At 72.3% G+C, this 22,254-nt stretch carries 22 protein-coding genes; 13 read left to right on the top strand and 9 right to left on the bottom strand.

Annotation, left to right across the window (positions count from 1 at the left end; genetic code table 11):
• The first annotated feature begins 187 nt into the window (after positions 1-187).
• Positions 188-508: a DMT family transporter gene (locus AB0F82_RS26020; protein ID WP_362631723.1), complete on the top strand. Its 321-nt coding sequence runs from the start codon at positions 188-190 to the stop codon at positions 506-508.
• Complete coding sequence (locus AB0F82_RS26015) at positions 508-1,059, top strand: TetR/AcrR family transcriptional regulator (protein WP_362631721.1); 552 nt, start codon at positions 508-510, stop codon at positions 1,057-1,059. Before AB0F82_RS26020 ends, AB0F82_RS26015 begins: the two co-directional genes overlap by 1 nt.
• Before the next feature lie 233 nt (positions 1,060-1,292).
• Here AB0F82_RS26015 and AB0F82_RS26010 read toward each other — a convergent pair whose 3' ends face one another.
• A complete protein-coding gene (locus AB0F82_RS26010; RefSeq protein WP_362631719.1) occupies positions 1,293-2,177 on the bottom strand; it encodes a winged helix-turn-helix transcriptional regulator in 885 nt (294 codons plus the stop codon).
• 94 nt (positions 2,178-2,271) lie between these two features.
• Between AB0F82_RS26010 and AB0F82_RS26005 the strand changes: the two genes are divergently transcribed.
• Positions 2,272-3,501 (top strand): MFS transporter, encoded by a 1,230-nt coding sequence (locus tag AB0F82_RS26005; protein WP_362631787.1) that lies wholly within the window; start codon positions 2,272-2,274, stop codon positions 3,499-3,501.
• A 9-nt stretch (positions 3,502-3,510) separates the two neighbouring features.
• Positions 3,511-4,491: a 2,3,4,5-tetrahydropyridine-2,6-dicarboxylate N-succinyltransferase gene (gene dapD / locus AB0F82_RS26000; RefSeq protein WP_356812001.1), complete on the top strand. Its 981-nt coding sequence runs from the start codon at positions 3,511-3,513 to the stop codon at positions 4,489-4,491.
• 118 nt (positions 4,492-4,609) lie between these two features.
• Here the strand turns inward: dapD and AB0F82_RS25995 are convergent, their stop codons facing one another.
• The 3 genes from AB0F82_RS25995 to AB0F82_RS25985 form a co-directional block, all read right to left on the bottom strand.
• Positions 4,610-5,068, bottom strand: a complete 459-nt coding sequence (locus AB0F82_RS25995; RefSeq protein WP_362631717.1) for a hypothetical protein — start codon at positions 5,066-5,068, stop codon at positions 4,610-4,612.
• 43 nt (positions 5,069-5,111) lie between these two features.
• Positions 5,112-5,366 carry a hypothetical protein gene (locus AB0F82_RS25990; RefSeq protein ID WP_356812003.1) on the bottom strand — a complete coding sequence of 85 codons (255 nt, stop codon included), beginning with the start codon at positions 5,364-5,366 and terminating at the stop codon, positions 5,112-5,114.
• A 465-nt stretch (positions 5,367-5,831) separates the two neighbouring features.
• Complete coding sequence (locus tag AB0F82_RS25985) at positions 5,832-7,673, bottom strand: endonuclease/exonuclease/phosphatase family protein (RefSeq protein WP_356812004.1); 1,842 nt, start codon at positions 7,671-7,673, stop codon at positions 5,832-5,834.
• 377 nt (positions 7,674-8,050) lie between these two features.
• Here AB0F82_RS25985 and AB0F82_RS25980 point away from each other — a divergent pair, with 377 nt between their 5' ends.
• Entirely contained in the window at positions 8,051-9,547 is a 1,497-nt protein-coding gene (locus AB0F82_RS25980; RefSeq protein WP_362631714.1) for a hypothetical protein, read from the top strand.
• Positions 9,548-9,735: 188 nt separating this feature from the next.
• The gene (locus tag AB0F82_RS25975) at positions 9,736-11,175 is read left to right on the top strand and encodes an alkaline phosphatase PhoX (RefSeq protein ID WP_362631786.1); all 1,440 of its coding nucleotides are present in this window, start codon (positions 9,736-9,738) and stop codon (positions 11,173-11,175) included.
• A 27-nt stretch (positions 11,176-11,202) separates the two neighbouring features.
• Here the strand turns inward: AB0F82_RS25975 and AB0F82_RS25970 are convergent, their stop codons facing one another.
• The 4 genes from AB0F82_RS25970 to AB0F82_RS25955 form a co-directional block, all read right to left on the bottom strand.
• On the bottom strand, positions 11,203-11,379 hold the full coding sequence (locus AB0F82_RS25970) for a hypothetical protein (RefSeq protein WP_356812006.1): 177 nt from the start codon (positions 11,377-11,379) through the stop codon (positions 11,203-11,205).
• A gap of 102 nt (positions 11,380-11,481) precedes the next feature.
• Entirely contained in the window at positions 11,482-12,756 is a 1,275-nt protein-coding gene (locus AB0F82_RS25965) for a TerD family protein (protein WP_362631712.1), read from the bottom strand.
• A 92-nt stretch (positions 12,757-12,848) separates the two neighbouring features.
• Positions 12,849-12,983 (bottom strand): hypothetical protein, encoded by a 135-nt coding sequence (locus AB0F82_RS25960; protein ID WP_362631710.1) that lies wholly within the window; start codon positions 12,981-12,983, stop codon positions 12,849-12,851.
• A gap of 213 nt (positions 12,984-13,196) precedes the next feature.
• Positions 13,197-14,720, bottom strand: coding sequence for an aldehyde dehydrogenase (NADP(+)) (locus tag AB0F82_RS25955; RefSeq protein WP_362631708.1), 1,524 nt, complete (start codon positions 14,718-14,720; stop codon positions 13,197-13,199).
• A gap of 128 nt (positions 14,721-14,848) precedes the next feature.
• Between AB0F82_RS25955 and AB0F82_RS25950 the strand changes: the two genes are divergently transcribed.
• The 5 genes from AB0F82_RS25950 to AB0F82_RS25930 all read left to right on the top strand — a co-directional run bounded on the left by AB0F82_RS25950 (position 14,849) and on the right by AB0F82_RS25930 (position 20,239).
• Positions 14,849-15,631 (top strand): IclR family transcriptional regulator, encoded by a 783-nt coding sequence (locus tag AB0F82_RS25950; protein WP_356814761.1) that lies wholly within the window; start codon positions 14,849-14,851, stop codon positions 15,629-15,631.
• Positions 15,632-15,772: 141 nt separating this feature from the next.
• Positions 15,773-16,756 (top strand): hypothetical protein, encoded by a 984-nt coding sequence (locus tag AB0F82_RS25945; RefSeq protein WP_362631706.1) that lies wholly within the window; start codon positions 15,773-15,775, stop codon positions 16,754-16,756.
• The gene (locus tag AB0F82_RS25940) at positions 16,756-18,048 is read left to right on the top strand and encodes a sensor histidine kinase (RefSeq protein WP_362631704.1); all 1,293 of its coding nucleotides are present in this window, start codon (positions 16,756-16,758) and stop codon (positions 18,046-18,048) included. The genes AB0F82_RS25945 and AB0F82_RS25940 overlap by 1 nt, the downstream gene beginning before the upstream one ends.
• Positions 18,045-18,728, top strand: a complete 684-nt coding sequence (locus AB0F82_RS25935; protein WP_362631702.1) for a response regulator transcription factor — start codon at positions 18,045-18,047, stop codon at positions 18,726-18,728. Before AB0F82_RS25940 ends, AB0F82_RS25935 begins: the two co-directional genes overlap by 4 nt.
• Positions 18,729-18,790: 62 nt before the next feature.
• Positions 18,791-20,239 carry a peptidoglycan D,D-transpeptidase FtsI family protein gene (locus tag AB0F82_RS25930; RefSeq protein ID WP_362631700.1) on the top strand — a complete coding sequence of 483 codons (1,449 nt, stop codon included), beginning with the start codon at positions 18,791-18,793 and terminating at the stop codon, positions 20,237-20,239.
• A 633-nt stretch (positions 20,240-20,872) separates the two neighbouring features.
• Here the strand turns inward: AB0F82_RS25930 and AB0F82_RS38740 are convergent.
• The gene (locus AB0F82_RS38740; protein ID WP_436842155.1) at positions 20,873-21,106 is read right to left on the bottom strand and encodes a DUF7848 domain-containing protein; all 234 of its coding nucleotides are present in this window, start codon (positions 21,104-21,106) and stop codon (positions 20,873-20,875) included.
• A 392-nt stretch (positions 21,107-21,498) separates the two neighbouring features.
• Between AB0F82_RS38740 and AB0F82_RS25925 the strand changes: the two genes are divergently transcribed.
• Together AB0F82_RS25925 and AB0F82_RS25920 are read left to right on the top strand one after the other, a co-directional pair.
• The gene (locus tag AB0F82_RS25925) at positions 21,499-21,753 is read left to right on the top strand and encodes a hypothetical protein (RefSeq protein ID WP_362631698.1); all 255 of its coding nucleotides are present in this window, start codon (positions 21,499-21,501) and stop codon (positions 21,751-21,753) included.
• Entirely contained in the window at positions 21,725-22,240 is a 516-nt protein-coding gene (locus tag AB0F82_RS25920; RefSeq protein ID WP_362631696.1) for a DUF6879 family protein, read from the top strand. The genes AB0F82_RS25925 and AB0F82_RS25920 overlap by 29 nt, the downstream gene beginning before the upstream one ends.
• Positions 22,241-22,254 lie beyond the last annotated feature (14 nt).

The raw sequence follows: 22,254 nt of genomic DNA, 5'->3' as shown, positions 1-22,254 counted from the left end.
CGCGCGACCGCGGTAACCAGCAGCAGCCCGCCGAGCTGACCGAGGAGCAGGGCGCGGCGCAGGGCCCCTAGGGCCCCGCCGAGGATGCCGGGTGGCCGGCGGGCGCAGCGGTATCGCACCCGGCCGGGGGGCGTACGGGCCCCTCGGTTGTGTACGGGCGTACGCATCGATGTGTACCCTCGTACACATGCCCTATGTCCTGCTCGCCGCCGCCATCGCCGCCGAGGTCGCCGGCACCACCGCCATGAAGTACAGCGACGGCTTCACGAAGCTGTGGCCCTCGCTCGGCACCCTGCTGGGATACGCCATCGCCTTCACCCTGCTCGCGCAGACGCTGAAATCCATGTCGGTCGGCACGGCCTACGCGATATGGGCCGGCGTCGGCACCGCCGCGATCGCCGCGATCGGCATGGTGTTCATGGGGGAGGCCGCCACCGCCGCGAAGATCGCCGGGATCACCCTCGTGATCGGCGGTGTGGTCCTGCTGAACCTCGGCGGGGCGCACTGATGCCGCAGAGCGTGCGGCGCTACGACCCCGATCGGCGGCAGCGGATCATCGACGCCGCGATCCGCGTGGTGGGCACCAAGGGCATCGCCGGACTGAGCCACCGCAGCGCGGCCGCGGAGGCCGACGTACCGCTGGGCTCGACGACGTACCACTTCAAAACGCTGGACGACCTGCTGGTGGCGGCGCTGCGGCAGGCCAACGAGGGCTTCGCCCGTGCGGTGGCGGCCGCGCCGGTGCTCGCCGACCCGGACGCCGACCTCGCCGGTGCGCTGGCCCGCCTCCTGGGCGAGTTCCTGGCGGCGGACCGGGGCTGGGTGGAGCTGGAGTACGAGCTCTACCTCGCGGCGCTGCGACGCCCGGCCCTGCGGCCGGTGGCCGCCGAGTGGTGCGAGGCCGCGTGCCGGGCGCTGACTCCGCGGACCGACCCGGTGACGGCGCGGGCGCTGGTCGCCGCGATGGACGGCATCAGCCTGCAGGTCCTGCTGACGGACGCCGAGTACGACGAGCCGTACGCGCGCGAGGTGCTGGCCCGCCTCCTGCGACCCGCCTAGGTCGTGTTGTCAAAGTCCCGCCTGGCCGGCCCCGCCCTTCGGGCGGCCGACGCTGCTTTGACGACACTCCCTAAGAACCGTCCCGAATCCCCGGTGGTTCAGCACGCGGCGTCAGACGCGGTGCATCGCAAGGCGGAGGAGCGTGCTGATACTGGGCGTATCCGGGCGTTCCGACAACGCGGCGAGGTGCCGTGGCTGTCGTCGTGCGGCCGCCGGGGATCACGGGACAGCCCTCAGGGGGTGTCCCCTGCGGAGCGGACCGCTGTCAGGGCCGCCTGCACGCTCGCCTCGATGTCGCGGATCGGATAGATCACCTCGCGCACCGTGCGGTCGCGGTCGACGACCAGGGTCAGCCGCTTGATCCGGCTCACCCCCGCCGCGCGGAACGTCGGCAGGCGCAGGGCGGCCGTCAGTGCCAGGTCGGCGTCCGAGAGGAGCGGGAAGCGCAGCCGTTCCTGCTCCGCGAACTCCCGCTGCTCGTCCGGGCGCTGCGTCGACACCCCGTGCACGGTGGCGCCGGCCGCGGTGAACTCCGCGAGCTGGTCGCGGTACGTGCACGACTCGAACGTACAGCCCTTGGCGCCCGGGATCCCGGCCCAGCCGGGCGGGTAGGACTCGGCCCGCGCGTACGCGCCCGGGAAGAAGTACAGGACCGTGAACGGTGTGTCCGCCACCGGGTCTCCGACCCCGCCGAAACGGTCCGGCAGCAGCAGCGGCGGCACCCGCGTGCCGTGCAGCGAGTGCACCCGTTCCGCCTCGCGCGATGCCTCGTCGGTCGTCGCCGTCATCTCTCCCTCTCCCAGGACCCAGGTGTCGCCCCAGTCCTGGAGGGCCACCAGGACCGGCAGCAGCCCCCGCCCGCGCGGAGTCAGCCGGTACTCGTGCCGCACCGGACGTTCCTGGTACGGCTCGCGCGACAGCACCCCGGCCTCCACGAGCAGCTTCAGCCGCTCCGTGAGCACCTTGCGGGACACCCCCAGCTCGCGCTGGAGCTCGTCGAAGCGGTGCAGGCCGCGCGCGGTGTCGCGCACGATCAGCAGCGTCCACCAGTCGCCCACCACGTCGAGGGCCTGGGCGATGGCGCAGTCCGCGTCGCCGAGGTGTGTGCGCTGGGCCATGGGAACTCCTTTGTCCGTTGACCCAAGGCTGTCATGCTGACATAGTCCGTTCCCAAAAGGAACTCACTGATCGGATGCGGGGGACACGGGTGTGCTGCAGGGGTTCAAGGACATACCGAGGGTCGTGTGGCTGCTGGCTGCGGGGGTGTTCGTCAACGCCGTCGTCGCCTTCACCTTCGTTTTCGTCTTCCTCTACCTGACCGGCCCGCGCGGCCTCGGCGCCGCCGAGGCCGGCCTCGTCAGCGGAATCGGCGGCGTCGGCCTGGTCGCGGGCAACTTCAGCGGAGGCTGGTTCGGGGACCGCTTCGGCCACCGCCGGGTGCTCCTGGCCGCCGCCACCTTGGGTGGACTGGCCCTAGCGGCCTTCCCGCTGCTGCCCACGCCGCTCCTCTTCGTAGCCATGCCGGTGGCCCAGTACGCCTCCGGCGTGATCCGGGCCGCCAATTCCGCGCTGGTCGCGGTCACCGTCCCGGAGGGGTGCCGCCGCCAGGCCTTCGCCCTCGTACGGTGCGCCTCCAACGGCGGATTCACCCTCGGCCCGCCGCTGGGCGCCCTGATCGCGGCCGGGCTCTCGTACGACTGGCTCTTCGTCGCCGACGGCGTCGGAACCCTCTTCTTCGCCTTCTGGACCGCCCGCGTCGTCCCGGCCCGCGGCGCACCCCGCAAGACCTCCGCGGCCCCGGACGGGGGTCGGGGCCGCGGACTCGCCGCCGAACTGCGGGCCCGGCCCGCCCTGCTGGTGCTGCTCGGGGCGATCCTGGTGACCGACGTCGTCTACCGCCAGCAGTACTCCGCCTTCCCCGTCTTCCTCGCCGACCACGGTCTGGACGTGCGAACCTTCGGGCTCGTCATCGCCCTCAACGGCGGCGTCATCCTGCTGCTGGAGCTCCCGGTCGCCGTCGCGCTGCGCGAACGGCCGGCGCTGCCGGTGATCGCCGCCGGGATCGTGCTGGTCGGGGCCGGGTACGGGGCGCTGCTGTTCGGGGCGGGGATCGCGAGCGCCGTGGTGATGATGGTGCTGCTGAGCCTCGGGGAGATCCTGTACAAGACCACCGCCACCGCCTACGTCGCCGACGAGGCGCCCGAGCACGCCGTCGGACGGTTCCAGAGCGTGTACGCGGGCATCTCGGTCAGCGGGGTCGTCATCGGGCCGCCCCTGGGGGGTGCGCTGTACTCGGCCGCGCCCGGCCTGCTGTGGCCGCTGTGCGCCGGGCTCGCGGTGGCGGCGGGCGGGGCGGTGGTGTGGGCTTCGGCGCGGCAGCGGCGACACGCGCCCCGACCGGCACATGAGACCGGTTCGCAACCTCAGGCCGTCGCCGGTTAGGTTTCGGGCATGACTGCTACGCGTACCACCGGCGCCGTCGCCGCCGGACTTGCCACCATCACCGCCGACGGCACCGTCCTCGACACCTGGTTCCCCGCCCCCGAGCTGGTCGCCGAGCCCGGCCCGGCCGGCACCGAGCGCCTCACCGCCGAGCAGGCCGTGGAGCTCCTCGGCGCCGCCGCGGCCAAGGCGATCCGCACGGACGCGGTCCGCGGCGTCGAGGTCGTAGCCGTCCGCACGGTCATCGCCTCCCTGGAGGACAAGCCGCTGGACGCGCACGACGCGTACCTGCGCCTGCACCTGCTCAGCCACCGCCTGGTCAAGCCGCACGGCCAGAACCTCGACGGTGTCTTCGGCCTGCTGGCCAACGTCGCCTGGACCTCGCTGGGCCCGGTCGCCGTCGACCAGGTCGAGACCGTCCGCCTCAATGCCCGTGCCGAGGGCCTGCACCTTCAGGTCACCTCGATCGACAAGTTCCCGCGGATGACGGACTACGTCGCCCCCAAGGGCGTGCGCATCGCCGATGCGGACCGCGTCCGCCTCGGCGCGCACCTCGCCGAGGGGACCACCGTCATGCACGAGGGCTTCGTCAACTTCAACGCCGGCACCCTCGGCACCTCCATGGTCGAGGGCCGCATCTCCGCGGGCGTCGTCGTCGGCGACGGCTCCGACATCGGCGGCGGCGCCTCCACGATGGGCACCCTCTCCGGCGGTGGCAAGCAGATCATCTCGATCGGCGAGCGCACGCTGGTCGGCGCCGAGGCGGGCGTGGGCATCGCCCTCGGCAACGAGTGCGTCGTCGAGGCCGGCCTCTACGTCACCGCCGGCACCCGAGTCACCCTGCCGGACGGCCAGGTCGTCAAGGCCCTGGAGCTCTCCGGCGCCGACAACATCCTCTTCCGCCGCAACTCGGTCACGGGCACCGTCGAGGCCCGGCCGTACAAGGCCAACTGGGGCGGCCTGAACGAGGTCCTCCACAGCCACAACTGACGGCCGTACACGTCTGCGAGCGCCCTCCCGGACCCACCGTCCGGGAGGGCGCTCGATATTGCCGGCCGACGGGCACCGGCGCCGGGGGGCTCATGTCGGGGGGCCGGGCGGTCGGCGCTCAGTCGCAGCGCTCGACGGCGTTCGGCTGCAGCCGCAGTTCCTGGACCTGGTAGCAGTCCGAGTAGACGGTGGCGATGACCGCGCCGCACGTGCACACCAGGTTGGGGCCCCATTCGCCGTCCATCCCGCAGCAGTACCCGCGGCGCATCGCGACGTCCGGGTGTGCCTCCAGGCCGATGCCGTCACCGGGGCCGAGCACGATGGTGCCGCTCGGGCCGGACTCCATGAGCAGCCCGGACGAACCGTCCAGGACATACGGGGGGCCGGACGGCTCGGGGTCGACCGCGAAGGTCCCGGGAGCCATCCGCACGATCGGTTCGTCGGTATGGCCGTTCACGTCCGTCGCGGACGCCTTCGGCCGGTACCACTCGTCGTCCCTGTCCGGGTCCGGCAGGGACCGCTCGGTGATGGGCGCAGTCACCGCGCGGTGGCAGGCCCGGCACTGGAAGACCGTCATCGGGGACTCGTGCGTCGGCAGGTGCTAGTGCAGGGGGATCGTGCTAGTGCAGGGGGATCGTGCGGATCAGGCCGGCGAAGGCCTGCTCCTCCGCCTCGGTCAGCTGCACCGACTCCATCGGGTGCCCGGCGGAGCTGCGCTGCGCCGGGATCATCGGCAGCGCCTCGGAGGCGACGGGCTCCGGCTGCCGGAAGCGGCTGCCCCACAGCATGTGGCCCAGGCCGGCCACCCAGACGAGCGCTGCCACGAGCAGGACGGCGAGGCCGATTTCCTGGGCGAGGGAGATCGAGGGGAACACCAGGATCCTCCAGGGGAGCGGGCGGTGCGGGCGGTCCGGGCGGTGCGAGCCGGGCTGGGCCGGGCCGGGCCGGGACAAGATCGGGCGTGCAGACACTCAACACCACAACCGGTCGATTCGGTGGAGATGTGGCGAGCGTCACGCCAGGGCCGAAAGGCCTCATCTCGCCCGGGACGGCCTCCACACGGCCGGCCGAGGGACAGCTCGAAGCCCTCGGGGCTGGGCGCGAAGGCCCAGCCGCTCGTAGAAGCGGTGGGCCGCCGTGCGCCGCTTGTTGCCGGTGAGCCGGACCAAGCCGCAACCGCGCCCGCGGGCCCGCTTCGCGGTCTGCCGCATCAGCTCCGCCGACCCCTCCGAGCACGGCGGGCAGGTCCCGGCGGGTGGCGGGGCGGAAGAGCATGGCGGGATCGTGGCAGGGGCCCGGCCGGGCCGGCGGCCGGGCCCCTGCTGCTCCTGGCCCCGGTGTTACGGGCGGAAGCGCAGCACCTGCGGGTCGTGGTCGCTGTTCTGGGCGGCGAACTCCGCGTTGATGTGCACGCTGTCGTACGTGAACTTCTTGATCGCCGGGCTGGTCAGGATCTGGTCCAGCACCTGCGCGTTGCCCTGGTAGACGTACGAGTACCGCTCGGCCTTCGGCAGCGACTTGATCGCCGGGTACAGCGCCCCGCCGTCCGCCAGAGCGTCCGTGGTCGCCGAGAACTCGAAGTCGTTGATGTCACCGAGGACGACGACGTTGGCGTTCTTGTCCTCCGCCAGGATCTGCTTCACGAAGCCGTTCACGGCCTGCGCCTGGAGCAGCCGCTTGGTCTCCGAGGAGCGCAGCGGCGGCTGGTGGTGCGAGGTCAGGCCCTCGTCGCCGCCCTTCGAGCCGAAGTGGTTGGCGATCACGAAGACCGTCTTGCCGCGGAAGGTGAACTCGCCGGCGAGCGGCTTGCGGCTGTCGGCCCACGCCGGGTTCGCGGGATCCACGCGGCCGGGGGAGTGGGTCAGGTGGGTCTTGCCGTTCTCCGTGACGACGCCGGTCGCCGTCACCGCGTCGCCCGGGGCGCGCTCGGTGAAGGAGACCCGCGCCGGGTTGAAGAGGAACACCTGGCGGATGTTGCCGCCGGGCTCGCCGCCGTCCTTCTTGTCCTCCGGGTTGACGGTCCGCCACTGGTAGGCCGGGCCGCCCGCCGCCGCGATGGCCGTGGTGAACTTCGTGAGCGTCTGCTCGGCCGAGACGGTGCCGTCGTTCTTGGCGCCGTTGTCGTCCTGGATCTCCTCCAGGGCGAGGACGTCGGGGGAGGCCAGGTTCTCGACGACCGCCTTCGCCAGCGCGTCGAACTTCTCCTGGGGGTCGGTGGGGTCGAGGTTCTCGACGTTGTACGTGGCCACCGCGAGCTCCTGCTCGGCCTGCGGCTTGGTCTTCTCGGGGGCGAGGGTGCCCGCCTTGACGGTGCCGAGGGTGCGGGCCACCAGCGTGTAGCCGCCGAACTGGTTGAAGTCCAGCGGGCCCTCGGTGGTACCGGTCAGCTTGTCGCCGACGTTGGCCACCGGGAAGGGCTGCTGCGCGAGGGGCGCGAGCTGCTGGATCTGGAGGCGGCCGGTGTTCTGGGACTCGTAGGAGCCGTAGACGGTGCCGCCGCGCTTGGCGGCGTTCTCCCAGCCCTTGACCGTGACCCACAGCTCCGCATACGGGTCGGTGGCGCCGACGACGCGCGAGGTGCCGATCTTGACGTTCATGCCCTCGAGTGACTCGTAGTGGTCCAGGGCGTAGCGCGACGGCTCCAGGGCCAGGCCGTTGATGCTGCCGCCGGCGGCCGGGTCGCCGGCCGGGGTGTACTCGGCGGGCACCGTGTACTCGTTGATCGCGGCGGCCTCGGGCAGCGCGTTGCCGGAGGAGACCACGGTGACCGTCGGCTTGGAGATCTGGGTCACCGACTGGTTGCCGGAGTTCACGCCGCCGGGGATGTACTCGCCGACCGTGCCGGAGACCTTGACCGCGTCGCCGACGGCGACGGTCGGCACCGAGTTGCTGAAGACGAAGACGCCCTCGCTGGTCGCGGCGTTGTCGTCGGCGTCGGGGTCCTGGATCCAGAAACCGCGCGAGCCGTAGGCCCGCACGCCCGTCACGATGCCCTCGACATCGGCGACCTGCTTGCCGTTGAGCGGGGATATCCGGGTGGTGCCCTGGATGTCGTGGATGCGTACCGGGTCGGCGGACGCCGCGCCCTCGGCCGCGTCGGCGGAGCCCGCGAGCAGGCCGGTGGCCAGCGCGGAGGCGACGAGGGCCGCGACGGCGGCGGAGCGGGGATGCGAGGAGCGCATGGTCAGGAAACTCCGGTGTGGGAGAGGGGTAAGGAGAGGCTGCGAACAGCGGGATCTGCGGGGGGTTGGTCAGCCCCCGAACGTCTACGCGCGTCAATTTCCTGTGTTGCCAGCAAAGTTGTCAAGCCCTCCAGGGGAGACGGCGGCTGACTGTGGGATGAACCAAAGCCGATGACCCGTCGGGGGCGCCCGATATGCGTCTACGCTGGGTCGCCGTAAGACGGCCATGGCTGTCATCTGCGCCACATCCGCCATGCCCGCACTGCCCCGTCATGTCGGCCATGTCACCGGTTTTCGGGCGTGTATGACGGTCCGGCCGCCCGGCCGGACCGTCACGGTCCGCCCGTCACCACCGCGTCCGCGAGGAGAGCCGCCCCATGTCCGCTGAGTCGCACCCCACACTGCCGCCGGTACGGCTGCACTCCGATGCGGAGCTGGCACGCGGCGCCCTGGGCGCCCCGCTGTTCGCGCGCGCCGTACGTCTGGCCCGCTGGGCCGGCCCCGGAACCCGCGTCGGCGTCGGCGGTGAACTGGCGGCCGAGCAGCTGCCCGACGCCGCCGCCCACCTCGGCCTCGACGCCGGCGACGAGGACGCCCCCGGGCAGGCGAGCCAGGCCTGGCGGGTGGCCGTGGACACCGGGCTGGTGGACGTGACCGAGCCCGAGGAGGACACGGACGGGGACGCCGAGGGCGCCCCCGGGGCCGGAGAGGAGCCGTACGGCACGGCCGCGCCCGGCGAGGACCTGGCACTGGTGACGGGCGGAACGCCCGGCGACGTGCTCGACCTGTGGCGGGCGGCCCTGGAGGCGGTGCTCGCCGACGCGGCGGTGCCCGACCTGGAGGACCTGGTCGACGCGCTGGACGCCGGCGGGGAGATCGACTTCGACCGGTTGGACTGGAACCCGGGCCGCGAGGCGGACGTGCTCGATGGGGTCCTGGCCAACCTCTACCTGCTCACCGTCTCCGGGACCGGCGGCGTCGACCGACCGATTCCGCTTCCGGTGCTGGCCGCTTCACTGGTGGCGCCCGAGACTATGGGTGAGCCCAGCGACGCCGTGCTGGAGCAGGTCTCGGACGCGATGATGCGCCTCGACGACCAGTTCCGGCAGCTGGAGCCGATCGGACTGGTGGAGTTCCGGCCCGTCGACGAGGAGCTCATGGCGCAGGCGGACGAGGACGGCCCGCGCGCCGGGCGCGAGGACGACGACGCGGACGTCTCCCGCTACGGCATGGTCCGCCTGACCCCGCTCGGCCTCTACGGCATCCGCGCCCGGATGCTGGAAGCGGGAGTTGACGCCCCTGCCGTCGGGGAACTGGCCGGCAAGGGCGCCGACGCACTCCTCGACGCAGTCGCCTCCTACCCCGAGCACGCCGCGCAGGCCGAGATCGAGCAGTGGCTGGCGGGCCGCGACCTGCTCGCCGCCGTCGCCGAGCTTCTCGCCGCCGCCCGCGGGGACGACGAGGGCGGCCCGCTGCGACGGCTGCGCTGCCAGCAGGCCCTCGCGCTGGCCGGGCCGGAGGCCGAGCCGGCGGTCCGCTCGGTGCTGCACGAGGCGGAGCTCGGCGGGCTCGCCCGGGTCTGGCTGGCGGAGCACGGGGTGGCCGACGTACCGCCGCCCGCCCCGGAGATGGTGTTCTGGCTGACCGTCGACACGATCGCGGCGCAGCTCGCCGCGGACGGCGAGACCGAGGAGCTGCCCCTCCTGATGGAGACCCTGACCGCGCATCACGCGGGGTTCTTCGACCAGGTGTGGCGCGTCGAGCACCCGTCGACGGCCCAGGTCCTGGAGGCGATGGGCCGGCTGCACCCGGACCGGAAGACGGCCAAGGAGGCCCGCAAGGCCGCATTCAAGGCGCGCTCCCGCAGGCCCTGAGCCGGGCCCGCCCGCCGGGTCGGCGACAATGCGCCGTTCATGGGCCGGAGTTGGCCATTGACGCCCACCGGCAAGGGGCCGGTTCTCTTCGTGGGTAATTCAGCCGCCGTTCATGTGCGGGCGGGAGCGTGTGCGCCGACGACCGCACGACAGGCGCACCACTCCCCACCCCAGGAGACCCGATGCCGATGCCGCTCAGCCGTAGAGACTTCACCGCCCGTACCGTCATCGCCGGCGCGGGAGTCGCGCTCACCGGGACGGTCGGCGCCCTCGCCACCGCTCCGGGCGCGCTCGCGGCCGAGGAGGGCACGGGCCGCGACGAGCACGGGCGGCCCTGTGAGCCCGGCTACGGCCCGCTCGTCCCCGACCCGGCCGGCATCCTCGCCCTCCCCGCCGGCTTCCGCTACCGCGTGATCACGCACAGCGGCGTCACGACGCTGGAGTCCGGTGAGACGACCCCGTCCCACCACGACGGGACCGCGGCCTTCGAGGGCCACCGCGGCGTCACCCTCCTCGTCAACAACCACGAACTCAAGGGCAAGCGGGCGAACTGGGCCCGCCCCGTCCCGCTCACCGAGGGCCTCGTCTACGACCCGGCCGCTGCCGGCGGATGCACGGTCGTCGAGGTCCGGCGCGGCGGCGAGGTCGCCGAATGGGTGGGCATCTCGGGTACGTCGACCAACTGCGCGGGCGGCGCCACCCCCTGGGACACCTGGCTGACCTGCGAGGAGAACTCCGACCTCGCCGGGAAGAACGGCATGACCAAGGACCACGGCTACGTCTTCGAGGTCGACCCGCACGACCGCCGCGCCAACCGCGACCCGCGCCCGGTCAAGGCCTTCGGCCGCTACGACCACGAGGCCGTGGTCATCGACCCGCGGCAGGGCCACGCGTACCTGACCGAGGACGCCTCCGGCCCCAACGGGCTGCTCTACCGCTGGACCCCGCCCCGCGGCTTCCGGCACGGGCGCGGCAGGCTCCGTACGCTCGCCGCCGACGCGGGCGTGCTCCAGGCCGCCAAGTGCATCGACAGCTCGGGCCGGTTCGTCGACGACCTCTCGCGAGCCACGAGGACCGGCACCGTCTACGGCGTCGACTGGGTGGACGTGCCGGACCGCGACGCGCGGACCGTACCGACGCGCAAGCAGTTCGCGGACAACGCGGTGACGCGCGGACGCAAGCTCGAGGGCATGTGGTGGGCCGACGGCGGCGCGTACTTCGTGTCCTCCTACGCCCGTGAGGAGAGCCCGGGCGCGGCGCACGACGGCCAGGTCTGGTTCTTCGACCCCAAGCGGCGCACGATCCGGCTGACCGTCCTCATCGGCGTGAACGCGGACCCGTCGGTGGACGGCGGCTACGACGGCCCCGACAACATCACCGTGTCGCCGTACGGGGGCCTGGTCATCGCGGAGGACGGCTCGGGGTTGCAGCACCTCTTCGGTGCGACCGAATCCGGCCGCACCTACCCGCTGGCGCGCAACGAGCTGAACATCGGGACGCCGGAGGAGCCCGAGTACGCGGAGTTCACAGGCGTCTGCTTCTCGCCGGACGGGCGGACCCTGTACGCGAACATCCAGGACCCGGGGATCATGCTGGCCATCACCGGGCCGTGGCGGCGCGCACACTGACGCCCCGCCCGGCCGGGATCGCGGGCCTCACTGGGCCGGGGAAACCTCCGCGCGGGAGGCCTCGGCCCACTCGGCGAGCAGGAACTCATACGCCTCGGAAGGCCACTCGCCGTCCACCCGGGTCTCCACGAGGTGCCGTATCGCCTCGTTCGCCTCGGCGGCGGACGGGCGGGCGGGCCCCGCGGGCGTGAGTGTCTCGTGCATGCTTCCAAGGCTACGGGCGGGCACTGACAGCCACCCACGGATTACGCGTGGCATCCATCACCCGCGATCCGCTCCGGTGGCCGCCCGTGCCCGCCCACCTGCTCAGAGTGCCTGGGCGGCGGGCTTGACCATGCCGCGCACTGTGCGCGACTTCACAAACTCACCCATGGCCGTCATCTCCCACTCGCCGGAGAACTGACGGATCAGCTTCGCCATCATCACACCCGTCTGCGGCTCGGCACCGGTGAGGTCGAAGCGCACCAGCTCCTCGCCGCTCGCCGCGTCGATCAGACGGCAGTAGGCCTTGGCCACATCGGTGAACTTCTGCCCGGAGAAGGAGTTGACCGTGAAGACCAGGCCGGTGGCGTCGGCGGGAAGCCGGCCGAGGTCGACGACGATCACCTCGTCGTCGCCCGCGCCCTCACCCGTGAGGTTGTCCCCGGAGTGCTTGATGGCGCCGTTCAGGATGGACAGCTTGCCGAAGTAGCAGCTGTCGATGTGGTTGCGCTGCGGGCCGTAGGCGATGACGGACGCGTCGAGGTCGATGTCCCGGCCGGCGAAGGCGGGCTCCCAGCCCAGGCCCATCTTGACCTGGGAGAGCAGCGGGCGGCCGCCCTTGACCAGCGAGACGGTCTGGTTCTTCTGGAGGCTGACCCGGCCCTTGTCCAGGTTGATCTTGCCTGCGGCGGGCGGTGCGGCGGGGGCGGCCGGGGGCGCGGCGGGCGCGGGAGCGGGGGCCGGGGTGACCGGGGCGGGGGCGCCGGCGCCGGCGGTCAGCCAGGGGGAGGGCTGGTGGGTGACCGGCGGGGCGGGCGCAGCGGGGGGCGCCGCGGGCGCCGCGGGGGCGGGCGGGGCGACGGCGGCGGGAGGCGGTTCCTCGTCCACGCTGACCCCGAAATCGGTGGCGATGCCCGCGAGGCCGTTCGCGTACCCCTGGCCGACCGCCCGGACCTTCCACGCGCCGCCGCGCAGATAGATCTCCACGACGACGAGCGCGGTCTCGGTGGCCAGCTGCGGCGGGGTGAACGAGGCGATCACCGTGCCGCCGTCGGCGTCGCGCACGGTGGCGGTGGGCTCGATGCCCTGGAACGTCTGCCCGGCGGCGTCCGGACTGGCCGTGACCACGATCCGCTCGATGCCCGGGGGCACCGCGGAGGTGTCCACGGTGACCGAGTCCGGCGCCGCGCCCCCACCGGAACGGTAGGTGACACCGGGCCCGCTGGGCTGGTTGAAGAAGATGAAGTCGGCGTCGGAGCGCACCTTGCCGTCCGCCGTGAGCAGCAGCGCGGACACGTCGAGCCGCACCGGCGCAGCCACGTCCACCGTCACGCGGACGGCATTGAGCGGCAGGTTGGATCCAGGGGTCATAGCGGTCATGCCCGGAGAACGACCGGAGGTGCTTTGCCGTTCCCTTACCCTCGGGCGATATTTCCGCGCCGGGTGCGGATCGGGCCGCGGCTTGCCGGGTGTCAGGGGCGGAGGTCGAGACGGAAGACCGCTGCCGCACCCCGGGCCGCCACGCCGATGGTGAACCAGTCGTCCATCATGTCCGACCCCAGGACGAACACGACGAGGCCGAAGACGAAGGCGAGCAGGCCGCACACGCCGAGCGCGATGCCGAGCGCCGTGCGGACGGTGCGCGTGAGCCGGCGGCGCAGGACGCGCGTCGGCGGGCACGGCGCCGACGGGTGCGCCGGTGGCGGTCGGCACTCCCGCCGCGCCCCACGAGGCAGCGGCCGCCGTCCTGGGTCAGGACGGCGGCCGCTCGGGTCGCGCGGTGGCGTGGGTGCAGGACCGGATGCGGCGGAGTGCTCCGCTCAGTCGCCCGTCACGCGGCGGGGGAGGTTCAGGGGGTTGGCCTCGCGGAGTTCGGGCGGGAGGAGGGCGTCCGGGACCGACTGGTAGGCCACCGGACGCAGCCAGCGTTCGATCGCCGTGCCGCCCACCGAGGTGGAGTGCGAGGTCGCGGCCGGATACGGGCCGCCGTGGTGCTGGGCCGGGGCCACCGCGACCCCGGTCGGCCAGCCGTTGACCACGATCCGGCCCGCCAGCCCCGTGACCTGTCCGATCAGTTCGGCGGCCGGGCCCGGCGCACCCTCGGTCTCGGCGGCGGACAGCTGGAGGGTGGCGCTCAGGTTCCCGCCGAGCCGCCCGAGGACCGCGCCCGCCTCGCCCTGGCCGGCGTACCGGACGACGACGGTGACCGGGCCGAAGCACTCCTCCAGGAGGAGGTCGTGTCCCTCGCCCGCGAGGAGGTCCTCGGCCCGCACGGTCAGATAGCCCGCACCCACCGTGTGGTCGCCGCCGGACCCCGGAGTGACGGGGGCCTCGACGCCGGGCAGCGCGGCCCGCTGGCGCACCCCGGCGACGAAGTTCTCCCGCATCCGGTGATCGAGCAGCACCCCGGGCTCGGTCTCGCCGAGCGCCTTGGTCAGCTCGCCGGCGAGCCGGTCGCCGTCCGCGCCGTCGGGCACCAGGACGAGGCCGGGCTTCACGCAGAACTGGCCGACGCCGAGGGTGACCGAGGCCGCGAGGCCGGCGCCGATCTCCTCGGCGCGCTCGGCGGCCGCGGCCGGGGTGACCACGACGGGGTTGAGGGAGCCCAGTTCGCCGTGGAAGGGGATGGGCACGGGCCGCGCGGCGGCGGCGTCGAACAGCGCCCGTCCGCCCCGGATGGAACCGGTGAACCCGGCGGCGGCGACCAGCGGGTGGCGGATCAGCTCCAGGCCGGCGTCGAACCCGTGGACCACGGCCACCACTTCGGGCGGGAGCCCGTTCGCGACGGCCGCCCGGCGCAGCAGCGAGGCGCACAGCTCGGAGGTGGCGGGGTGGTCGGGGTGCGCCTTGACCACCACCGGGCAGCCCGCGGCCAGCGCGCTCGCGGTGTCCCCGCCGGGGACGGAGAAAGCGAGCGGGAAGTTGGAGGCGGCATAGACCGCGACCACGCCGAGCGGGACCTTGTAGCGGCGCAGCTCCGGGCGCGGCGGGCTGAGGGAGGGGTCGGCGCGGTCGATCCGGACGTCGAGGTAGGACCCCTCGTCGACGGCGTCGGCGAAGGCGCGCAGCTGGCCGGTGGTGCGGGCCAGTTCGCCGGTGAGCCGGCCCGGGCCGAGCGCGGTCTCGGCGTCGGCGGCCTCGATGACGTGGGGCGCGGCCTCGTCGAGGAGTGCGGCGGCGGTGCGCAGGAAGGCCGCGCGGACGGCGGCGTCCGCGAGCGGGCCGCGGGCGGCATGGGCGGCCCGTACGGCTTCGTCCACCTCGCGGGACGTGGCCTCCACCGCAACCTGCTCGCGCTGCTTCCCGGTGCGGGGGTCCACACTCCAGACTGGTGTCGTTGTCATGGCCCACTGCCTCCTGGATCGTTCAGTATTCTGAACGCGGTTCCGGTGGATGAATGATCACATCTGCTGCGGACTCTATTTCCGGGGTCCTCCGCGTGACAAGAGGCGACCAGAGGGGAAGCAGGCGTATGACGACGACCGAGTCGGGGATCCCTGCCCAGGCGGCGCCGGTCAAATCGGCGGTCCGGACCGTCCTGCTGCTGGAGCACTTCGCGGCCCGGCCGGGGCTGCACAGCCTGGCCGACATCCAAAGCGACCTCTCCCTGCCCAAGTCCAGCCTCTACATGCTGCTGCGCACGCTGGTGAACCTGGGCTGGGTGGAGACGGACGCGACGGGCACGCGGTACGGCATCGGCGTACGGGCCCTGCTGGTCGGCAGTTCGTACATCGACGGGGACGAGGTGGTCGCCGCGGCCCGGCCCACCCTGGACCGGCTCTCCGACGACACGACGGAAACCATCCACCTGGCCCGACTCGACGGGACGAGCGTGGTGTACCTCGCCACCCGGCAGTCCCAGCACTACCTGCGGCCCTTCACCCGGGTCGGGCGGCGGCTGCCCGTGCACTCGACGGCGCTCGGCAAGGCGCTGCTCGCCACCCACTCGGACGCGGAGGTACGGGCGCTGCTGCCGCGGCGGCTGGAGGCGGTCACCGAGCACACCATCACCGACCGGGAGCACCTCATCGAGGAGCTGGAGCTGGTGCGGGAGCAGGGGTACGCGGTGGACCGGGAGGAGAACACCCTCGGGCTGCGCTGCTTCGGGGTGGCCGTGCCGTACCGGACGCCCGCCCGGGACGCGGTGAGCTGCTCGGTGCCGGTGGCCCGGCTGACGCCGGGGCACGAGCAGGTCATCAAGGCCGCGCTGTTCGAGGCGCGCGACCGGCTGTCGGTGGTGACGCGCCGCATGTGACGGTGCGTGGGACGGCGCGCGTGACGCCGTGGGCGGCGGGTGCGTGTGACACCCGGGGCCGGTGGTTCCTCCCCCGCACGGGGGAGGCGGTTCCCCTTTGCGGGGGAGGTGGCGGGCCGTCGTACACGGGACCGTTGGGGCATGACCACACGAGCCGTTCACACGACGCAGGCACCGCAGTCCTCCGCTCCCCCGCCGGGGGCCGGGAGGCACATCCTCACGGCGGTGGCCCTGGCGGCCACGGTGCCGTACCTGGCGCTGAAAGCCGCCTGGCTGTCCGGCAGCCGGATCGGGATACCGGACGGCAGCGTGCTGCTGGAAGCCGGCCTGTTCCTCACGGTGGCCAATGCCGTCACGCTGGCCATGGACGCGTGCGTGATCCTGCTCGTCCTGGTGCTCACCAGACCCTGGGGGCTGAGAACGCCCGCCTGGACACTGGCCGTTCCGGTGTTCACGGCCACGGGCCTGCTGACCCCGATCCTCCTCGGGTTCCCGGGCCAGCTGCTCGTCCGGGCCCTGGGCTTCGGGACCGCCCCGGAGGCGGCGGCCGCGCAGCAGCCCTTCCTGGACTCCTGGGTCTTCATCGTCGTCTACACGGGATTCACCGTCCAAGGACTCGCGCTGGCAGCACTGTTCGTGCCCTACGCGCGCAAGCGCTGGGGCCGGCGGTGGCAGGGCGTGCTGGGAGAGCGGCTGCCGTCGCCCACGGGGGTGGTGGCGGCAGCCGCGGCCTCGGGCGCCCTGGCCGTGGCCGCGATGTTCGCCTACTGGGCCTTCGGCGGCACCACCGGGCTGAGCGGCGGGCGGGCCGAGGCGCACTCGGTGGAGAGCGCCGTGGGCTCCGTGGCCCAGGCGGTGTGCGCGCTCGCCGCTGGAGCGGGAGCGCTGCTCCTGGCCCGCGGCGGGGCACTGCGGGCACGGTGGCCGCTCGGCCTCACCTGGGTCGGCGCCGCAGCGACCCTGGCCTGGGGGTCCTGGGTGCTGATCGCCTCTCTGGGGCCGCAGTTGGACGGCGGTGAAGGGGCGTCCGGCATCGCCCGGTTGATCTACGCTGGCCAGATGGTCACCGGATCGCTCGCCACCGCCGTCCTGATCCGGTTCCTCATATCCCGACGCGAGAGCTGATGCGCGACGGCCTGGGGCGGCTGCTGGGAGCGCGCGCCCGGCTGCGGTGGGTCCACCAGATCCTCGGCGGGGCTCTGCTGATGCCGTACTTCCTCCTGGCGACGGTGGGGGTCGGCACGGCGGCCGGCGGAGCCAACGCCCTGTCCTCCCTCCCCCTGTCCCTCGCCGCCTACGCCGCGGCGCTGCCGCTGGCCGCCGTCACCGGGGTGTACGGGCTGGTCCGGCCGCTGTCGGTGACCGCCGTGCGGGTCATGTGCGGGGTGCCGGGGGAGCGGCTCGCCGAAGGGCCCGCGCGGTCCTGGGCGGCGCGGGGGCGGGCATCGGCCTGGTGGACCCTGCACCTGGGGGTCGGAGCGCTCGTCAGCGGGATGACCCTGGCGGTGCCGCCCATGGCCCTGGTGCTGCTGGTGCTGCCCTTCGTGAGCGGACTGCGCGAAGCCCGGCTGGGTTTCGGGTGGTTCACCACGGGCGCCGAACCGTACACGGCCCCCCTCCTCGGGATCGGCCTGCTGGCCGCACTCGCCCTGTGCGCGGCCGGGGCCGGGGCGCTGCTGGCCCGGCTGGCGCCCCTACTGCTCGGGCCCACGGCGGCGGACCGGCTCGCGGCGGCCGAGGAGCGGGCCGCCGACCTGGCCGTGCGCAACCGGCTGGCCCGCGAGCTGCACGACGCGGTGGGGCACGCGCTCAGCGCCGTCACCCTCCAGGCGGCCGCCGCCCGGCGGATGCTGGAGCGCGACCCCGACTTCGTACGGGAGGCGCTCACCGCGATCGAGGACACCACCCGGCGGACGGTGGGCGAACTGGACGCAGTACTGGGCCTGCTGCGCGAAGGGGACCCGGCCCGGCCGGACGGCGGGACCGCCCCCGCTCCGACGCTCGCCGTCGACCTCGACGGGCTGCTGGCCCGCACCCGGGCCTCGGGCACCACCATCACCGCGGACCAGGACCCCGGGCCCGCGGGGGACTGGGCCCGGCTCCCGGAGATCACCTCACGCGAGGCCTACCGGATCGTCCAGGAAGGCCTCAGCAACGCCCTGCGCCACGGCACGGGCCCGGTGGACCTGCGCATCCGGGTCCGGGCGGGACACGACACCGCACAGCGAGAACTGGAGATCACCATGACCAATCCGCCCGCCCCACCCGGGGGAGGGGAGCCCCGCACCGGCGGGGGCCGCGGGCTGCGCGGCGCCCAGGAGCGGGCCGCACTGCTCGGCGGCGGGGTCGAGGCCGGACCGTACGGGGACCGGTGGCGGCTGAGCGCGGTCCTCCCGCTGGCCGGAGGCGACCGATGACCGGGGCCGCACCGGCGGCCCGGCCGCCGCTGCGCATCGTGCTCTGCGACGACGAGCGGATGGTCCGCACCGCGCTGCGGGTCATCCTGGAGGCCGAGGCCGACCTGGAGGTCGTCGGCGAGGCCGCCACCGGCGCCGAGGCGGTCCCGCTCGTGCGGTCCCTCGCCCCCGACGTGGTGCTGATGGACGTCCGGATGCCCGAGATCGACGGCATCCGGGCCACCGAGCAGATCCTCGCCACCATGGCCGAGCCGCCCCGGATCGTGGTCGTCACCACCTTCGAGAACGACGCCTACGTCTACGACGCGCTGCGCGCCGGAGCCGCCGGCTTCCTCCTCAAGCGCGCCGACCCCGACGAGCTGATCGGTGCGGTCAGACTCGTCGCCCGCGGCGACTCGCTGCTCTTCCCTGCCGCCGTCCGCTCCCTCGCCGCCGCGCACGCGGCGGCCACCGCACCCGCCACCGCCCCCTGGGTCGCCAGGCTGACCGACCGGGAGGCCGACGTACTGAGCCTGATGGCCACCGGGCTGTCCAACCACGAGATGAGCGAACGCCTCGGGGTGGGACCGCAGACGGTCAAGACGCACGTCGCGTCGGTCCTCACCAAGACCGGCTCCCGCGACCGCACCCAGGCGGTCATCGCCGCCTACGAGGGGGGCTTCGTCATGAAGAAAGGCTGAGAACTCGACCACAATCGGGGCAGAGCGGAACGCCTGGAGCCCTCGGGACGTCCTTCCGGGGGATGAACAAGACGATCAGGCGTGCGTCGGTCTTCTGTCTGCTCCTGGTGCTGGCCCTGCTGGTCCGCGTCACCTGGGTGCAGGCGTACCAAGGCCAGGCCCTCGCAGACGACAAGCACAACCGCCGCAATCTCATCGGGCAGTACGAGAACCCGCTGGGCAACATCATCGTGGGCGGGGAGGCGATCACCGGCTCGGAGAAGACCGGCGGCAAGGACTTCGGCTACAAGCGGACCTATGTCGACGGCCCGCTCTACGCGCCGGTCACCGGCTACAGCTCCCAGGCCTACGGCACCAGCATGCTGGAGGGCGTCTACAAGAACGTCCTCAACGGCTCCGACAGCCGGCTGAAGACCGTGATGGACATGCTCACCAACAAGCGGGCCGACCCCGGCAACGTCCTCACCACGATCGACAAGGACGTGCAGAAGGCCGCCTACGACGCGCTCCACGGCAAGCAGGGTGCCGCCGTGGCGTTGGACCCCGTCACCGGCGAGGTCCTCGCCGTCGTGAACAACCCCTCCTTCGACCCGGGCAGCATCGCCGGTGCCACCGACCAGAAGGCCTGGGACCAGCTCTCCGCCGACAAGGGCAAGGCCATGGAGAACGTGGCGCTGCGCAAGCCCCAGGCGCCCGGCTCCACCTTCAAGCTGGTCACCCTGGCCGCGGCCATCGAGAACGGCCTGGTCACCGACATCGACCAGCAGACCGGCATCCCCGACCCCTACACGATTCCCGGCACACGCACCGCACTGCCCAGCGAGGCCGGCTCCGCGGCCTGCAACAACGTCTCCGTGCGCACCGCCCTGCGGCTGTCCTGCAACAACGTGTTCGCCGAGCTGGCCTCCAAGCTCGGCCAGGACAAGATGCGCGCGACAGCCGAGAAGCTCGGCTTCAACACCCAGATCGACACCCCGGTCCGCACCAACCCGCCGAGCAAGTACCCGTCCAAGAAGATGTCGGTCGACCAGGTCGCACAGACGGGCATCGGCCAGTTCGACGTCCAGGCCACCCCGCTCCAGATGGCGATGGTCACCGCCGCGGTCGAGAACGGCGGCAAGCTCGTCGCCCCGCACATGGTCTCCGAGGTCACCGACGCCAACGGCAACGTGCTGGAGAGCTTCAAGGACCCGAAGTCCCAGCAAGTCATGAAGGAGCGGACGGCCTCGATGATCCGCGACGCCATGCGCACGGTCGCCACCGAGGGCGGCGGCAAGCCGGCCCAGGTGTCGGGCGCCGAGGTGGGCGGCAAGACCGGCACCGCCCAGCGCGGCGTCAACAACAGCCTCGCGCCGCTGGCCTGGTTCACCTCGTACGGCAAGGCGAACGGCAAGCAGATCGCCGTGACCGTGGTGATCGAGAACTCCGACACCGACCGCTCCGAGATCGGCGGCGGCAAGCTGGCCGCGCCGATCGCGCAGAAGATGATGCAGGCCTGGCTGAAGAAGTAGACACGCGGGGATCCATGCCCGACGCGCCGGGAACCGCCCGGGTTCCCGGCGCGTTCCCCCGTCCCCGTGGTCAGGACCGCGCACCCCGCCGACCTCGACGCCATGGCCGCCCCCGCGGTGTCCGGGGAATGGGACGGGCGGGCGGATGGTTCGAACCACTGATGGTTGAACAGCAAACCGTCTCGTCATCGACCCCGGAGAGAAGAAGGACCATGCGCGTCGAGATCTGGAGCGACATCGCCTGCCCGTGAACCAAGGGAACACCAGGTTAGCGCGTGACCTCTGACCCGCGAGGATCAAGCTCCAACTGACCCTTGCCACAGCACCGGTTGGCGGACCGGACGAAGCCCCGCCCATGGCGCCACGGGGGCAGCACACAGACGGGGCCTACAGCGACACCCTCACCGCATCCCGAGAGAAGTGGCACCCCGCCTACGAGGGCGGACCGGGGCGAGAGCCTGAGCACGTCAACTCAGACGGGACACGGCCTGTCCCTGCCCTGGGCTTGTCCGGTCGGGAGTGTCGCCGTCCGGTCGGCCGGGCTTTCGGCGTGACCCAACCGGCCGGGTCTGTCCTCCCACCCCTACCGCCTCGCACCGCCGCGATCACGGAAGGGATGGGAAACCATGCGGGTCAGGTTCCCTCGATTCGTTCGACAAGGGCCACGTCCTCAAACCGCCGGGCGAAGCCCTGATGCCCCGTACGGCCCGTGTGCGCCATGCAGGCGACCTCCACAGCGGAAGGGTCATCCGAGGGCCCTGTGAGCCAGTCACAGCCCTTTGTGCGGCACGTTGCGGATGCTGCGACCTTCTCGCCCTGGTCCCGGCTGATCCGGTGCGTGGCGTACCGAAGAACTGCGCGGGTCACCGCCGAGCCTTCCGGCGCTTCTCACCCTTGGGGTCCTCACAGTCGACGTGCCGGTAAACGACCACATCCGGGCCGGATGCGCGGGGGATGGAGCCTCGGCGGCAACGGTCCAGGCTCTTTACCGGCCTCAGGCACGAGGGACACGTCTCGCCCGCTGGGGCAAATGTCTCGTACTCCCAAAGTCTTGCGTCAGTCTCGGTCGTTGCCGCCATGTCCCGCCGTCCCCTCGGTGCAGTCGTGGTGATGACGACGCTAAAAGTCGACCCCTCCGGAACTCCACAAACTTGCATGAGCTTGCACGCCGGTTCGTTGCAGGCGGTCTTGACTGCCCGCGCAGCAACTGGAGGATGGGCCATGCAAGTTCAGGCAAACCGCAACGGAGAGAGGCTGTCATGACGCTACGGTTCATCGGGATTGACCCGAACACCGACCTCGAACACTGCCCTACCGTCTGGGCCGATGTAGAAGCGCAAGAACTGGTGTTGCAGGGTTGGAAGGGAAGCCCTGAACTCCGCGCGGCCTGTGAGGCGAGCAGCCCGGCCAAGGGAACGATCCCGGACAGCGAAGAAGTCATCAGGATTCCGGCACGCATGGTGCCGATGATCAGGGAAGCGTGCGATGCCGTCGAGCGTTCCGCCGTTCAGTGAGCTACTGGCCAACACCCGTGAATCCGCCGTCCATTTGGAACTGCGAGATGACTACGGCACCAATCCCCGGCTAGAAGCATGGCAGCGCGGGGAACGCGTTGACTGGAACGACCGCGAATCCTGGTGGCACCCGTTCCACCAGACCATTGCAGATGCCGTAGCAAGAGGCGTGACCATTCGTCGTGCCCGTGTGGTCTCGGAGCCGGTCAGCGAGTACATCCGCTGGGAACATTACGCGACACGGGCCAACGTCGCTGCTGGCGAGGACGTGCGCTGGCTGTCACGTAGCCAGGCAACGGGTTTCCTGGTGCCCGCCAATGATTTCTGGCTCTTCGACGGCAACCTACTTCGGGTGCATCACTTCGCGGGGGACGGCAGTCACGTCACGGATGAACTCAACACGGATGCCGAGACGTTGAAGCTGTGCGCTTCGGCATTTGAGACCATCTGGCAGCGAGCCACCCCGCACAGCGAATACAAGATCTGAGTAACCGGGCAGCC

Origin of the sequence: Streptomyces virginiae (assembly GCF_040638905.1) — a bacterium.
GTDB classification, from domain to species: Bacteria; Actinomycetota; Actinomycetes; order Streptomycetales; family Streptomycetaceae; genus Streptomyces; species Streptomyces virginiae_B.
The sequence above is the reverse complement of the archived record's forward strand: the minus strand, read 5'-3'. Positions and strand labels throughout refer to the sequence as shown.

Excerpts from the sequence above, each read along its gene's own strand:
- AB0F82_RS26020 (WP_362631723.1), top strand. The coding sequence starts at position 188 with ATGCCCTATGTCCTGCTCGCCGCCGCCATCGCCGCCGAGGTCGCCGGC.
- AB0F82_RS26015 (WP_362631721.1), top strand. The coding sequence starts at position 508 with ATGCCGCAGAGCGTGCGGCGCTACGACCCCGATCGGCGGCAGCGGATC.
- AB0F82_RS26010 (WP_362631719.1), bottom strand. The coding sequence starts at position 2,177 with ATGGCCCAGCGCACACACCTCGGCGACGCGGACTGCGCCATCGCCCAG.
- dapD (WP_356812001.1), top strand. The coding sequence starts at position 3,511 with ATGACTGCTACGCGTACCACCGGCGCCGTCGCCGCCGGACTTGCCACC.
- AB0F82_RS25995 (WP_362631717.1), bottom strand. The coding sequence starts at position 5,068 with ATGACGGTCTTCCAGTGCCGGGCCTGCCACCGCGCGGTGACTGCGCCC.
- AB0F82_RS25985 (WP_356812004.1), bottom strand. The coding sequence starts at position 7,673 with ATGCGCTCCTCGCATCCCCGCTCCGCCGCCGTCGCGGCCCTCGTCGCC.
- AB0F82_RS25980 (WP_362631714.1), top strand. The coding sequence starts at position 8,051 with ATGTCCGCTGAGTCGCACCCCACACTGCCGCCGGTACGGCTGCACTCC.
- AB0F82_RS25975 (WP_362631786.1), top strand. The coding sequence starts at position 9,736 with ATGCCGCTCAGCCGTAGAGACTTCACCGCCCGTACCGTCATCGCCGGC.
- AB0F82_RS25970 (WP_356812006.1), bottom strand. The coding sequence starts at position 11,379 with ATGCACGAGACACTCACGCCCGCGGGGCCCGCCCGCCCGTCCGCCGCC.
- AB0F82_RS25965 (WP_362631712.1), bottom strand. The coding sequence starts at position 12,756 with ATGACCGCTATGACCCCTGGATCCAACCTGCCGCTCAATGCCGTCCGC.
- AB0F82_RS25955 (WP_362631708.1), bottom strand. The coding sequence starts at position 14,720 with ATGACAACGACACCAGTCTGGAGTGTGGACCCCCGCACCGGGAAGCAG.
- AB0F82_RS25950 (WP_356814761.1), top strand. The coding sequence starts at position 14,849 with ATGACGACGACCGAGTCGGGGATCCCTGCCCAGGCGGCGCCGGTCAAA.
- AB0F82_RS25945 (WP_362631706.1), top strand. The coding sequence starts at position 15,773 with ATGACCACACGAGCCGTTCACACGACGCAGGCACCGCAGTCCTCCGCT.
- AB0F82_RS25940 (WP_362631704.1), top strand. The coding sequence starts at position 16,756 with ATGCGCGACGGCCTGGGGCGGCTGCTGGGAGCGCGCGCCCGGCTGCGG.
- AB0F82_RS25935 (WP_362631702.1), top strand. The coding sequence starts at position 18,045 with ATGACCGGGGCCGCACCGGCGGCCCGGCCGCCGCTGCGCATCGTGCTC.
- AB0F82_RS25930 (WP_362631700.1), top strand. The coding sequence starts at position 18,791 with ATGAACAAGACGATCAGGCGTGCGTCGGTCTTCTGTCTGCTCCTGGTG.
- AB0F82_RS25925 (WP_362631698.1), top strand. The coding sequence starts at position 21,499 with ATGACGCTACGGTTCATCGGGATTGACCCGAACACCGACCTCGAACAC.
- AB0F82_RS25920 (WP_362631696.1), top strand. The coding sequence starts at position 21,725 with ATGCCGTCGAGCGTTCCGCCGTTCAGTGAGCTACTGGCCAACACCCGT.